Annotated in this window: 14 protein-coding genes; 6 read left to right on the top strand and 8 right to left on the bottom strand. The window is 60.3% G+C overall.

What is annotated here, in order from left to right; genetic code table 11:
* Position 1: 1 nt before the first annotated feature.
* Complete coding sequence (locus tag IQ265_RS05615) at positions 2–178, bottom strand: hypothetical protein (RefSeq protein ID WP_194051413.1); 177 nt, start codon at positions 176–178, stop codon at positions 2–4.
* Positions 179–513: 335 nt separating this feature from the next.
* Between IQ265_RS05615 and IQ265_RS05610 the strand changes: the two genes are divergently transcribed.
* The 4 genes from IQ265_RS05610 to IQ265_RS05595 all read left to right on the top strand — a co-directional run bounded on the left by IQ265_RS05610 (position 514) and on the right by IQ265_RS05595 (position 4412).
* Complete coding sequence (locus tag IQ265_RS05610; RefSeq protein WP_194051411.1) at positions 514–1827, top strand: DUF4912 domain-containing protein; 1314 nt, start codon at positions 514–516, stop codon at positions 1825–1827.
* A gap of 176 nt (positions 1828–2003) precedes the next feature.
* Complete coding sequence (locus IQ265_RS05605; RefSeq protein WP_194051410.1) at positions 2004–2735, top strand: 2-phosphosulfolactate phosphatase family protein; 732 nt, start codon at positions 2004–2006, stop codon at positions 2733–2735.
* Positions 2736–3112: 377 nt separating this feature from the next.
* Positions 3113–3841: a 16S rRNA (uracil(1498)-N(3))-methyltransferase gene (locus IQ265_RS05600; RefSeq protein ID WP_194051409.1), complete on the top strand. Its 729-nt coding sequence runs from the start codon at positions 3113–3115 to the stop codon at positions 3839–3841.
* A gap of 115 nt (positions 3842–3956) precedes the next feature.
* Positions 3957–4412, top strand: coding sequence for a Fur family transcriptional regulator (locus tag IQ265_RS05595; protein WP_106922745.1), 456 nt, complete (start codon positions 3957–3959; stop codon positions 4410–4412).
* 191 nt (positions 4413–4603) lie between these two features.
* Here IQ265_RS05595 and IQ265_RS05590 read toward each other — a convergent pair whose 3' ends face one another.
* Positions 4604–5059 carry a hypothetical protein gene (locus IQ265_RS05590; RefSeq protein ID WP_194051408.1) on the bottom strand — a complete coding sequence of 152 codons (456 nt, stop codon included), beginning with the start codon at positions 5057–5059 and terminating at the stop codon, positions 4604–4606.
* A gap of 177 nt (positions 5060–5236) precedes the next feature.
* Positions 5237–6733, bottom strand: a complete 1497-nt coding sequence (locus IQ265_RS05585; protein WP_194051407.1) for a cryptochrome/photolyase family protein — start codon at positions 6731–6733, stop codon at positions 5237–5239.
* 166 nt (positions 6734–6899) lie between these two features.
* On the opposite strand from IQ265_RS05585, the gene IQ265_RS05580 reads away from it, so the two are divergent.
* Together IQ265_RS05580 and IQ265_RS05575 are read left to right on the top strand one after the other, a co-directional pair.
* Positions 6900–7571, top strand: a complete 672-nt coding sequence (locus IQ265_RS05580) for a hypothetical protein (protein ID WP_194051406.1) — start codon at positions 6900–6902, stop codon at positions 7569–7571.
* A 76-nt stretch (positions 7572–7647) separates the two neighbouring features.
* A complete protein-coding gene (locus IQ265_RS05575) occupies positions 7648–8202 on the top strand; it encodes a pentapeptide repeat-containing protein (protein WP_194051405.1) in 555 nt (184 codons plus the stop codon).
* Here the strand turns inward: IQ265_RS05575 and IQ265_RS05570 are convergent.
* The 5 genes from IQ265_RS05570 to ureE all read right to left on the bottom strand — a co-directional run bounded on the left by IQ265_RS05570 (position 8199) and on the right by ureE (position 12317).
* Positions 8199–8819 carry a precorrin-8X methylmutase gene (locus IQ265_RS05570; RefSeq protein ID WP_194051404.1) on the bottom strand — a complete coding sequence of 207 codons (621 nt, stop codon included), beginning with the start codon at positions 8817–8819 and terminating at the stop codon, positions 8199–8201. The two genes, IQ265_RS05575 and IQ265_RS05570, sit on opposite strands and share 4 nt — an antisense overlap.
* 233 nt (positions 8820–9052) lie before the next feature.
* A complete protein-coding gene (locus IQ265_RS05565) occupies positions 9053–9391 on the bottom strand; it encodes a beta-eliminating lyase-related protein (RefSeq protein WP_347404916.1) in 339 nt (112 codons plus the stop codon).
* 1099 nt (positions 9392–10490) lie between these two features.
* Positions 10491–11060 (bottom strand): DUF3124 domain-containing protein, encoded by a 570-nt coding sequence (locus IQ265_RS05560; protein WP_194051402.1) that lies wholly within the window; start codon positions 11058–11060, stop codon positions 10491–10493.
* 59 nt (positions 11061–11119) lie between these two features.
* Positions 11120–11833 carry an urease accessory UreF family protein gene (locus IQ265_RS05555; RefSeq protein ID WP_194051400.1) on the bottom strand — a complete coding sequence of 238 codons (714 nt, stop codon included), beginning with the start codon at positions 11831–11833 and terminating at the stop codon, positions 11120–11122.
* Complete coding sequence (gene ureE, locus IQ265_RS05550) at positions 11820–12317, bottom strand: urease accessory protein UreE (RefSeq protein WP_194051398.1); 498 nt, start codon at positions 12315–12317, stop codon at positions 11820–11822. The genes IQ265_RS05555 and ureE overlap by 14 nt, the downstream gene beginning before the upstream one ends.
* Positions 12318–12337 lie beyond the last annotated feature (20 nt).

Raw genomic sequence — 12337 nt, 5'->3', positions numbered from 1 at the left:
GTTAGGCGGGTGGTGACAGAGACAGGCTGGCGCGAAACCCCAGGGCGCGGCTGCACCAGTGGCGATCGCATCCCCAAACTCTAGCAGGGGATGTCGCCCAGAGCAGCACCACTGCGATCGCAGCCGCGCTAGGGGTGGCGATCGCAGGTTTAGCCCTGGCCGCACACTTTAATGCCATGAAATCTTGACGCAATAATACGTACGGGATCAGAATGTTGTGAAACCATGATATTTTGATCCCCAAACCCTTGCTTTTTCGCTGGTTGAGCCAGAAAAGCCTTGGCAGGGGCTTGATCCCGGCGGTTGTTTTTGTCATGCTACAGGGCAACAGTTGATCCCCACCTGAAACCAGAAGCTCGGTAGCCGGGCATTGAGGTTTAAAAATTAGTGCTAACGCCAGGGTGCGGGATCGGTATCAGCATGGCGGCATTGTCCTGTCCTGCTGCCTCCCTGCCGTAGCTCATTTGGTTGCTAACTGTCTGCCGTCCTGGTCTTTATTAAGGAGAGTGCTCTATGCCATCGCCCCGTCCCCCCTTAGAAGAAATGACCCTGCGGCAGCTCCGCAAGGTGGCTAGCGAATACGAAGTGTCCCGCTACAGTCGTATGCGCAAGACCGAGCTGATTGAGGCCATTCAGGCGATCGATGCCAAGCGCGGCGCAGGCCCTGCGGCGGTCCCCACTCAGGTGTCTCCTGCTCCGGTGACCCCCGTGCCTGACCCAATGCCTGCTCCGGCAGATGTGGCCGTGGCGTCTACCCCAACGCCTGCCTACAGCGCTCCGACACCTCCCTCCGTTGAGGTCTTGGCCTCGGTGGATGACGGGCTAGCCGATTTGCCCAGTGGCTATGGCGAAAGCCGCATCGTGCTGATGCCCCGTGATCCCCAATGGGCCTACGCCTACTGGGATATTCCCAACACCCACAAGGACGAGCTGCGGCGGCAAGGTGGTTCGCGGCTGGCCCTGCGCTTCTACGATGTCACCGACATCGACTTCTACTCCCAGACACCCCACAGCCTGCAGCAGTACGAGTGCGACGAGCTGGCGCGGGAGTGGTACCTACCGATTCCGGTGAGCGATCGCGACTACGTGGCCGAAATTGGCTACCTCTGCAACGACGGTCGCTGGCTGGTGCTGGCGCGATCGCTGCCCGTCCACATTCCCCCGGTCTACCCCTCCGACTGGGTTGAAGATCACTTTGTGACTGTCGATTGGCAGGCCGACCTGCGCGGCAAGACCTTGATCACCCTCAAGCACCCCAGCCAGCGCGCGGCCGAGAGCACCAACGCCATCTACGACAGCATCTTTGCCATGACCGAGTCGGCGGAGGCCCAGCGCGTGGCTGGTTCGCTGTTTGGCTCCATGCAGCACGTACCGGCGTCGATGGCTCCCGAAAAGGCCATCAGCTCCTACGTCTTCCCCTCGGGAGCGGGGCTGTGGGCGGTGCCTGGAGCAGAAATGGGAGTGCCGACGATGTCGGGCATGGGCCTCAACGTGTCGGGGCTGACCATGTCGGGGGCGGGCTTCTCAGCCTCGGCTCCACCCATTCGGCCTCGCAAGTTCTGGCTGGTGGCCGATGCCGAGCTGATTGTCTACGGGGCCACCGAGCCCGATGCTACCGTTACCATTGGCGGTCAGCCGATCAAGCTCAACTCCGACGGCACCTTCCGGTTCCAAATGTCCTTCCAGGATGGCAACATTGACTATCCAATTATGGCGGTAGCGGCCGATGGCGAGCAGACCCGCGCCATCCACATGACCTTCGATCGCGCTACCCCCTCGCGCCGCACCAACACCAAAGACGAAGCGGTGTTGGAGTGGCTGCCCTAGGCTGCCCGACTGCTTGACGGCAGAATCACAGATCAAGGAGCGCCCTGGGGTGCTCCTTTTTTTTCAAAAATGGGGCAACTCCCCGCATAGAATGAGGTGTTGGCCAGCCAAATGCGGTAGTCCACGTTTGGCTAACCAGATTTTGGTACGTTAAGTCCTAAACAAACTCCTAAGCCGTGAAGTTATTTCTGTTCCACACTCCCGAAGAAGTTCCTGACCAGGGCAGCCCAGACTGTGCGATCGCCATCGATGTTTTGCGGGCTACCACAACCATGGCGGCGGCCCTGGCGGCGGGGGCCGAGGCTATTCAAGTCTTTAGCGACATTGACACCCTGCTCAACGTAAGCGAAACCTGGCCGCCCGAAAAGCGACTGCGGGCGGGAGAGCGGGGCGGTGGCCAGGTCGATGGTTGCGACCTGGGCAACTCGCCCCTCGACCACTCCCCCGAAAAATCGGGAGGCAAGCGGTTGTTTATGAGCACCACCAACGGCACCCGCTGCCTCAAGCGGATCGAGCACGCCCCCACGGTAATTACCGCCGCTCTCACCACCCGGCAGGCCGTGGTCGAGTTTTTGCTCAGCCAAAATCCTGAGACCGTGTGGGTGGTGGGCTCGGGTTGGGAGGGCACCTACTCGTTAGAAGATACCGTCTGTGCCGGAGCCATCATCCACGGAATTATTGCGGCGACAGGGCAAACCTTCAAAGACTTGGCTGGCAATGACGCAGCGATCGCCGCCGTCAGCCTCTACCTGCAGTGGCAAGATCAGCTGCTCGACCTGATGCACTACGCCAGCCACGGCCAGCGCCTGCTGCGCCTCAACAACGAAGCCGACCTCCAGTACTGCGCCCAGCTCGATGTGCTCAACATCGTGCCCCGCCAGCACGAGATCGGGGTGCTGGGGCTCTAAATGGCTGCTCTGGCAGATCAAAAGTGACAGGTTGGAGGGGTTCAGGGTTTGGGGTGTACGGTTCATGGCAGGCCTTGAACCTGAAACCTTGAACCCTGACCCCTAGGCCGTTAGAGCCTGTCAAAATCAGCCTGGTCAAGTACTAAGTAAGTACCGAAGGAATTTGGAAGAAGCTTCACAAACGGCTTATTCTTTCTTTACGTCGGCTCTCCTACAGTAGTTATGAACCGCTAAGGTTCTTATAGGGTACGTACTATACTGAAACATCTAAAAACTAAGGCCTCCAGCTTTCGGGCTGGGGGCTTTAGTTTTGAACGTGCCAAGGTATAAGGAATAGGTATCGACTTGGCTAGGGGAGACCGACAGTGCAGCGGTTAATGGTGGAGCCGAATCAGGTGGTGGCTAACCAGCTTCGCCTCAGCAGCAGCCAGCAGCACTACCTGTATCGGGTGCTGCGGCTGGGGGCGGGGCAGCAGTTTGTCGCCCTCGACGGCTTGGGGCAGCAGTGGCTTGCAACGCTGACGGCAGTGCCTGATCAGGCGGCGATCGCGCCCCTACCCGTATCAGCCACGGCGACTCAGGCCCCCATTACCCTAGCGATCGCCCTACCCAAGGGCAGCGGCTTTGACGATGTGGTGCGCCAGACCACTGAGCTAGGGGTAAGTACCATTCAACCGGTGATCAGCGATCGCACCCTGCACCAGCCCAACCCCAAAAAGCTAGAGCGCTGGCAGCGCATCGCCCTGGAGGCCACTGAGCAGAGTGAACGGCTGCTGCTGCCTAAAATTTTGCCCCCTCTGCCCTGGCGAGACTACCTGCAGCAGACGACCGAAGGCCAGCGGTGGATCTGCGTAGCGCGGGGCGATGCGCCTCACCTGCTGGCGGCGGCCCAGGTTGGCGATCCGCTTGTTCCTGCGGCGATCGCCATTGGGCCAGAGGGCGGCTGGACGGCGGCGGAGGTAGAGGCGGCGATCGCGGCGGAGTTTCAGCCTGTCTCCCTAGGTCCTTATATCCTCAGGGCGGTAACGGCTCCGCTGGCGGCGCTTACTCTGGTCTCCGCCGCTCGCGCTCTGAACTATTCTCTGGCGAATTCTAAAGACATCTAAACCAGTCTTCGGAGTCATTCTCAATAACAAAAAATTATTGCAAATACCCCAAAAAGTTCGCTAGTATTCTCATTAAGGATGAGTTATTGAAATCTAGCGGGGGGAAATCCAGGCTATGGCTGCTTACACTCCATCAGCCCTTAAAGCCGAGCTTAACGAGCGCGGCTGGCGCATGACTCCCCAGCGAGAGACCATGCTCAAAACCTTTCAAAACCTGCCCGAAAGCACCCACCTGAGTGCCGAAGATCTGTGTGAGCTGCTAGAGAAGGAAGGTGAGCCGATTAGCCTTTCTACCATCTACCGCAATCTCAAGCTGATGGCGCGTATGGGTATTTTGCGCGAGCTAGAGCTAGCCGAGGGCCAAAAGCGCTACGAAATTAACCAGCCCGCCCCGCACCACCACCACCACCTGATCTGCGTGCGGTGCAACAAAACCATTGAGTTCAAAAATGACTCGGTGCTCAAGGTAGGGGCCAAAACCGCCGACCGCTCGGGCTACCACATTCTCGACTGTCAGCTGCTCATCCACGGGATTTGCCCCAGTTGCCAGCGGTCGATTGTACCGATCTAAGCAGTCTCAGGTTCAGCAGAATTATTGGTGGGCAGTGCCCACCCTACAGCTGACTTAGGAGAACGTCTAGGTAGGGGCGAACGGTGTTCGCCCTAGCGACTCGAAGGAGCTAACCAGAATTCGGCACAGAATGAGCACCAAATAACCCCGGTGTGAGGATGCAGCCCCGCAGGGCAAACGACCGTTTGCCCCTACAGGACTTCGTGGGTGTATTTGTGCTGCTTCACGTTGTCGTTCTTGGAGATTTTGCGCTGGCTGTTGAGCACCCGCTTTTTCTCAGTGGTGTAGTTAAGCTCGCGGTGGATAGTGCCCGTGGGTACCAGGTTGACCGCTTCGGGCCGGGATTGGTAAGTGCGGGCGGCGGCCAAAATGCGCTCTTCGTAGTCGGCGCAGGGCTGGGCGGGGTTAGCGGCGATTTCGCCCAGATCCATTGCCAGGGCCTGGGCCATGGTGGTACCGCAGATGGCGCTGTAGGAGGTGGGTACGCCCTGGAGTACCGATTGCAGGTAGGCCGACGGAATGGGCTCCAAAACTTGTAGCTCGACCACGTCTCCCTCCTGGCGCAGGTAGCAGGTGGCGCGCCCGATCACCACGTAGCTATCGGCGGGCAGGGTGTCGGTGGGAGACTGAGGTGCGGTTTGAACCATGGAGTTTTACCAGAATCGACAGAGAAAGTGATGGTCAGAGACCGGCCCTTGCGGGGCCTGGGCCGAACAGCGGAAAACCTGCCACTGCACGGATCTGCATTCTAGCCCCGGAGGAAAAAGGGATGCGATCGCCCCTTAAAACCGTCACAAAACACAACTTCTGGAGGCTGGTTCTGGCTATGGGTGTGCCTGGTGCCACTCCTGGGCCTGCTGCTGAAGGGCCTCTAGCTCCTCTGGCTTCATGCGATCCAGATTTTTCAAAATAAAGGTCATGCGGCCCTGGGTCTGGAGTTTGTCGCGGTGGCGGTGCAGAAAATTCCAGTAAAAGAAGTTAAACGGGCAGGCGTTCTCTCCGGTACGGGCTTTGGGGTTGTAGCGGCAGCCTTTGCAGTAGTCGCTCATTTTGTTTACGTAGTTGGCCGACGAGGCGTAGGGCTTTGAGGCCAGCAGGCCGCCATCGGCAAACAGACCCATGCCAATCACGTTGGTCTGCATCACCCAGTCGTAGGCGTCGATAAACACCGCGTGAAACCAGTCTTTCACCGCCTGGGGCGTGAACCCGGCGATCAGCGAAAAGTTGCTTAAAATCATCAGCCGCTGAATGTGGTGGGCGTAGCCCGTGCGCTGAATTTGGTCGATCGCCTGGTGCAGGCAGTTCATCTCCACCTCGCCAGTCCAGAAAAACTCGGGCAGGGGCTGCTGGTGGTTAAACCAGTTGCGCTGGGCGTAGTCGGCATCAAAGTGGCTGTAGAGACCGCGCATATACTCGCGCCAACCCATCACCTGGCGAATGAAGCCCTCCACGCTGTTGAGGGGCAGATCGCGTTCGGCAAAGGTTTGCTCCACTCGCTCCACCACCTCTAACGGGTGCAGCAGGCCCAGGTTCAGGTAGGGCGACAGCAGCGCGTGCCACATGGTGTCTTCGCCGGTCACCATCGCATCCTGGTAGGGGCCAAAGGTTTCTAGTCGGTCGACAATAAACACGTCCAGCACCTCCAGAGCCTGCTCGCGGGTGACGGCCCAGCGAAAGGGGGTGGCTTGGCCAAAGGTGGTGACTTCGAGCCGCTCCACTTTGTCGATTACCGCCTGGGTGGTGGCGTCGGGCTCAAACCAGTGGGGAGCCGGAGTACTGAGTTTGCCCTTGGGGGGCTTGCGGTTGTCTTTGTCGAAGTTCCACTGACCGCCCACGGGCTGGTCGCCCTCCATCAGCACGTCAAAGCGCTTGCGCCCTTCGCGGTAAAAGCTCTCCATCAGCAGGCTCTTGCGCTGGTTGGCCCAGGCGTTGAAGTCGTTGGTGCGCCACAGAAAGAGGTTGTTGTCGAGCCGGGTGAGCTGGCAGGGCAAATCCAAACTCTCTAGCCAGGCGGTAAAGGGATGATCGACTGGGTCCATCAGCCGCAGTTCGGTAATGCCCTCGGCCGTGATCCAGTCGCGCAGGGCGGTTTCGGTGTCGTCGGCGATCGCGTAAGTAACCGGCCACCCGGCATCTTTTAGCTCGTCGGCAAAGTGGCGCATGGCCGACCACACCAGCACCAGCTTCTGCTTGTGGTACCAGCGCTCCTGGGCGAAGGTTAGCGCTTCTATCAAAAGAACCGGAACTTTGCCTTCGCAGCTGGCCAGGGCCGCCTGGTCTGGCCAAAGCTGGTTGCCGAGTACCCAAACCCCAGTGGTCATTGTCTGTTTCCCCCATACTGTCCGCTGCTCTGTGGCCTGTTTTATTGTTGCGTAGGTCAGGGCAGAGTGGGGATAGAGGCAGGCACAGCGGGGTGGGGGCAGACACTGTGGGAGGATGACTGAGAGAAAACTTGCCTACCGCCACGGCTGCCCCAGCGTTTGACCCATGATCCGCGATTCACACAGCGATCGAAAACCGACTCGGAACGAGCATCCGTCTCGGCATTGCGCCCCATCCCTTTCGGATCAAACTGTTCTACCCCCGGCCACCTGGCAGCAGGCCCCGGCCCCAGGGGACGACCCGTTGCTGCGGGCAACGCAGTATTTGGGTCTGCTGCGCGAACTGGCCGTACAGCCGAGCTGGATTAGCCTCGACCACATTGCCGACCCACCGGGAGTGGCCCTGATCTGGATTGGCCACCACATTCACCAGGTCAACCAGCAGCTCAACGCCGTTTTGAGCGATCTGCTGGCCTGTTTTGAGGCGGCCCAGCGGCCTCGGGTGCAGATTTTTGCCGCCCCCATTGCCACCCAGGCGGGGGTAGATGGGTTTTGCCGCGATCGCAGCCTCACCACCCTGATGGTTGACCCAGGCCGCATTGTGCCCGCCGACTGGCCGGGGCTGGTAGCCCACGAGCTGGCCCACGCCGTAGCGGGGGCCAGCGGTCATGGGGCTGAATTTGCGCAGGCGATCGCCCACCTGTGTCTGGCCCAAGACCTGCCAGTGCCCGCCCCCAACGCGGATGCCGAAACCTTGAGCCACTGGCCCCCCTGCCGCCGTAACCCTGATCCAAAGCAGTTTTGGCTCGGGCAAACAGCCTGGCAACTAGAGCTGTAGCTACCCAGTTGGGCTTCTCGGCTTACCCCTTGAGTGGGAGAATAGCCAAGACCCGCTTACAGGATTTTTGCAGACTATGAAACGCCTACTGGCCACGCTGGCACTCGCCCTAATGTTTTGGGGTTTCGGCTTTGCCACTGCCGACGCCGCCATTCCCGACGACGTGCAAAAGCTGCTCGACACCAAAAAGTGCCAGGTGTGCATTCTCAATGAAGCCGACCTCAGCAACACCGACCTGAACGGGGCCAACCTCAAAATTGCCGTACTGACCGGGGCCAACCTGGTCGGTGCCGACCTCAGCAATGCCAACCTCATGCTCAGCGATATGGAAGGGGCCAACCTGAGCGGGGCCACGCTGGTAGGTGCCCAGATGAATGGCGCTAACCTGCCCAATGCCAACCTCTCTGGAGCCGACCTGACCAACGTTGAGATGACCCAGGCCAACCTGTCTGATGCCGACCTGACCGACGCCGACCTCAGCGGTGCGGTTATGCTCAGCGTTACCCTGGGTACCGCCAATCTAAAAGGGGCCAACCTGAAGGGGGCTAACCTGCGCGGCGTCAACCGCAGCATGGTGCTGTTCTGCAATACTATGATGCCCGATGGCAGCATCGAAAACCGCGACTGCTAAGCATTCTCCTTGCCGTAGGCCTGCCAGGCCAGGTCTACGAGCCCATTGATAATAGCCGCCGCTACCACAGCGCTGCCCTTGCGACCATTGATGCGCACGTGGGGCACCATTGTGTCTTGCAGGCGGCCTTTGACTACGGCTGTGTCGATAAACCCAGCTGGAGTGGCGACTACCAGGGCCGGGCGCACCTTCTCGGCATCGATTAAATCGACCAGGGTAGATAGGGCGGCCTCAGAGGAACCGATCACAAATATGCCTTCGGGATAGCGCTGTGCCAGGGTCTCTACGCCCCAGGCGGCCTGGCTCTTGCCCTTTTGAGGGCGGGTCAGGGCATCCATGCTGCAGTACACCGGGTTGGCGAAGGTGTTTTGAATGCTGGGGGTAATGCCCACCTGCACCATCGGCACATCGACAATGATAGTGGTGCGAGCCGCTAGAGCCGCCGCCCCAGACTGCAGGGCCTGGTCAGAAAAATGAATGTGGTCTTTGAAGTCAAAATCGGCGGTGGCGTAAATTACCCGACGCACGATTTCGTACTCCGAGGGCGAGAAGCTGTGGTCGCCAATTTCGGAGTCAATGACTCGCAGGCTGTGGGCATCGGTCACATGCCATTCCATAGAAGCTGGGGAAGTGGGGTCAGATTGCTGGGCTAAGTGTAGCCAGGTCTGGGTAGCAGCGCAATGGGTAGAGGTGGGAAGGGAGGCGGAGAGGGTGGGGAAGATGAGGGAGGTGAGGGGGTGAAGATAGAGTAATTCAAAATTCAAAATTCAAAGTTCAAAATTGTTCCTACCCGCCTACCCGCCTACCCGCCTACCCGCCTACCCATCCACCCGTTCACCCATCCACCCATTCACCCACCCGCCGCGAGGATAGTGCGAATGGCCTCAACCAGTCGCTCCACCTGGGGACGATCGATCCAATAGTGGGTGACGGCGCGTAGGGTGCGATCGCCGTAGCCGCCCATGTACAAACCATAGTCAGCCCGTAGCGTCTTAATCAAGTGCTCAGGGGAGATCTCTACGTTCTGGGCCAAATTGAAAAACACCATGTTGGTTTCAACCACCGCCGGGTCAATCTCAATACCAGGGATGGTGGCTAACCCCTGGGCGATCGCCTGGGCGTTGTCGTGGTCGGTCTGGAGGCGCTGGGTCATGGTTTTGAGGGCGATAATGCCTGCCGCTGCCAGCACYCSSKMCTGGNCGSRTRCNYGCNCAMCGAKCWGNCYKRCSRTGNMRGCSRSCCTGGTNGAAYRRWGGCYCGACNSMSTANCCMGMRSTGRCNNSCSASSKRGRSGCWYWGCMSYYTRCNCWGGSASASMCTKMCSRMGYYGMYGYSGSYMGTGNKSKCSRTSGSSTSRASYMCGMGRKCGNGTRRTGGNCGYYGWRCAGWMKMSCKCYRTSSAGANRCRCNGCTGMGMWWRYSCSANNNGRCCWGGSYKYWGNAYCKATWCNMAGYACYYGSGMTCGWYCGCCGNCGCCNNTGYYSYYASSSRARCTGKTCTYARSNCNARGMTNRGGCGGCYRYSGGGCWGGYKSKGGTKSTCNMSCKMSAAKRRMRSCWKYGWTTGCSYYTRGCSCYAWCNCRGCNSSMRGCKGTCNGTGGSYAGCNKWYRGSYRRYSMKGCMRCCCNGCWYKRCRMTSYCTCYGGCWYYSMWGCWGAASSYSWGGSCAKCKKYSSCCWSGNTGGNNTCRWCSCYGNCGCTNRRRCSKSSSTGAKWGYSRCMAYYRRSYTGNCCTSSSYKCMGCNSSWGACMARSWKYMCCGCCTSTKKGCNCYRGCMGACNRGCGRCCNSRGTTTYTWGNNCGKTSANGKTKRRSYCYWMGSCKKRGMMGWMSWCGNMCCAGNSKMKKYKGCNSYMATGNNGCCTNGTNGCNATGGCNKSGGTGSRSMWGSTNGWCRSYGNCKGARCGGNNGNCKGYSGAKSSRYSGATKSYRGCCRKKGRTKKGNGKGTKGMWGRGTSGGNWSGTNGAKGAGTRGATNGGYRGGTGAGTGGGCGGGTAGGTGGGTAGGTGGGTAAGCAGGGGCGATCGCATCCCTGATCACCCCGATGATTTACTATATCCAGTCCATGATTTGCTGTTGCAGGGCGATTGCATCATAAAACCAAGGGGTGTTTCGCTATGTCCAAGAGGTGACATGGCATTGTATGGCGATCGCATCGTATAACCAGGCAGTGTTTTGTTATGTCCAGGGGGTGACATAGCATTGCAGGGCGATCGCATCGTAGAACCAGGTGGTGATATGCGATGTCCGAGGGGTGATATAGCTTTACAGGCTGGGGCTAACGTTATTCTTCGGGTGGCAAAGTTTCGATAACGCGGGCGGGGCTGACAAACGACATGCCCTGCTGCGAGGCGGAGCTGATCATGACGGCTTCGATCACCGGGTCGCTGACGGCGGCGGCAGATTGCCACTGCACAATGAAATTGGCTCCTACACCGCCTGCGACATCGCTGCGATCGATGACGACTTCGGTGGAGGCCAGCGGGGCAAGCTGAATTGGCTGGTCGAGGTAGGCGATAACGCGATCGCCCCCGGAGTTGTAGTAGTCGAGGGTGGTAATCACAATGGGCTGGTCGCGATCGGTGTTGCGCAGGCTGAGGGTAACGGTGAGCTGAAATCTGCGTTCTGGGTTGGCGTCAACAATTTCGGAGTAGACCGGCACGTAGAGGGTTTGGCCCTGTACGGGCGCTGCACTTGTATCGGCGGCGGCCAGTACTGCAACGCCGGGGCGACCTGCAAATCGCTGCTGGGCTGAAACACTGGGCGCGGGGCTGTTGGCCGCCGTCTGGGCCGTACAGGCCGACAGCATTGCCAGTGCCGCCCCCAGCAGCGCCACCTTCTTTAGACTCGCCATCGAATCACCTCTGCGCGATAGGGTAAGCGAAACGGTCAAGCCAACTGTAGCGCTTTCCCTCAGCTGCGAAACAGCCGGGTGTAGAGGGCCTCGTGCTGCATGGTGGCAAGCGAGGTGCCCCAGCTGCTGAGGTAGAGGTCGTCTAGCGATTGGGTGGCGAGGGCGCGATCGCAGGTTTCCTCCAGCACCGGGTACAGCTCTAGCAGCATTTGCTGACCCACTGTCTGCCCCAGCGGAATTAGCTTCACGGCGCTGGTAATCAGATTGGCGGCCCAGCTGTGCAGATAGCCCAGCACCGTCTGTCGCGCGTCGATATTCCAGTGGGCAGCGAGCAGGGCAAAGGCAACAGCAAAGTTGCAGGGGTTGCCCACCGCGCTAAACCAGGGTTTGAGGCTGGGGTGCAGGTGGGTGGCCATGCGCACCAGGGCGCGACCCATCGCCCAGCTCTGCTGGCGGGCTTCCTCGCTGTCGCGCAGGGCAGAGAGCTGGTGGTTGAGGAGGGCAAAAGGCGCTGTGGTCGGCAGCCCATCGCGATCGCCCCAGCCAGCCTGAGCAGCGGCGTGGTGAACCAGCCCCACGGCGGCCGCATCGATGACGACTAGGCCGTGGGCTAGCTCCTGCTCTAGCCAGGGAGTCAAGGCTGCTGCGGTCGTCACCAGGCCCCGCTCAACCAGCGTTTCTAGCCCTTCAGAATAGCTGTAGGCCCCTACTGGTAGGGCAGGGCTGGTCAATTGCAGCAGCCGCAGCAGCGCCTGGGCACTAGTTGTGGTCATGGCTGTGGTTGTGAATGTGGCTATGCCCCCCGGTGTGGTAGGCCCCGGCCTCGGGCTCAAAGGGCAGAGTGGCTGGGGCGATGGTTAGGCCGCCGAGCTGCACCAGCATGGCTTCTAGCACCGGGTCGGGTTCTAGCTTGAGGCGGTCTGCGGCCAGCTCTAGAGACACGTGGCGATTGCCCAGGTGGTAGGCTGCCCGCATCAGATCAAAGCTAGAGGCAGCGGTGACGACAACTACAGGCTCGGGCTTGGCCACCACGCGAATGAGAGCGTTAGCCACTCCCTCACGATCGCCGCTTCCATCACCTCCCAGCAGATCGCCCTCCCGCAGCACCGTGCCCCGCGCCAGGTTGAGGTAGAGCGGCGTGCCGTTGTCGGCGGTAAAACGGTGCCTAGACTTGGCGCGATCGCTCGCCGTAAGCGACAGCGTGGCCACCACAGCAGCGGCATCGTCGGGGGGCAGCACACGGGTAACGGTCAGCACAGCAGCTCAGCAAGGTTGGG

Source organism: Nodosilinea sp. LEGE 06152, from assembly GCF_015207525.1.
In the GTDB taxonomy this organism is placed as follows: domain Bacteria; phylum Cyanobacteriota; class Cyanobacteriia; order Phormidesmidales; family Phormidesmidaceae; genus Nodosilinea.
Note: the sequence above shows the minus strand (reverse complement) of the source record. Positions and strands in the feature narration are given on the sequence as shown.

Excerpts from the sequence above, each read along its gene's own strand:
- IQ265_RS05585 (WP_194051407.1), bottom strand. The coding sequence starts at position 6,733 with ATGACCACTGGGGTTTGGGTACTCGGCAACCAGCTTTGGCCAGACCAG.
- IQ265_RS05590 (WP_194051408.1), bottom strand. The coding sequence starts at position 5,059 with ATGGTTCAAACCGCACCTCAGTCTCCCACCGACACCCTGCCCGCCGAT.
- IQ265_RS05555 (WP_194051400.1), bottom strand. The coding sequence starts at position 11,833 with ATGACCACAACTAGTGCCCAGGCGCTGCTGCGGCTGCTGCAATTGACC.
- IQ265_RS05560 (WP_194051402.1), bottom strand. The coding sequence starts at position 11,060 with ATGGCGAGTCTAAAGAAGGTGGCGCTGCTGGGGGCGGCACTGGCAATG.
- IQ265_RS05575 (WP_194051405.1), top strand. The coding sequence starts at position 7,648 with ATGAAACGCCTACTGGCCACGCTGGCACTCGCCCTAATGTTTTGGGGT.
- IQ265_RS05595 (WP_106922745.1), top strand. The coding sequence starts at position 3,957 with ATGGCTGCTTACACTCCATCAGCCCTTAAAGCCGAGCTTAACGAGCGC.
- IQ265_RS05570 (WP_194051404.1), bottom strand. The coding sequence starts at position 8,819 with ATGGAATGGCATGTGACCGATGCCCACAGCCTGCGAGTCATTGACTCC.
- IQ265_RS05615 (WP_194051413.1), bottom strand. The coding sequence starts at position 178 with ATGGCATTAAAGTGTGCGGCCAGGGCTAAACCTGCGATCGCCACCCCT.
- IQ265_RS05600 (WP_194051409.1), top strand. The coding sequence starts at position 3,113 with ATGGTGGAGCCGAATCAGGTGGTGGCTAACCAGCTTCGCCTCAGCAGC.
- IQ265_RS05580 (WP_194051406.1), top strand. The coding sequence starts at position 6,900 with ATGATCCGCGATTCACACAGCGATCGAAAACCGACTCGGAACGAGCAT.
- IQ265_RS05610 (WP_194051411.1), top strand. The coding sequence starts at position 514 with ATGCCATCGCCCCGTCCCCCCTTAGAAGAAATGACCCTGCGGCAGCTC.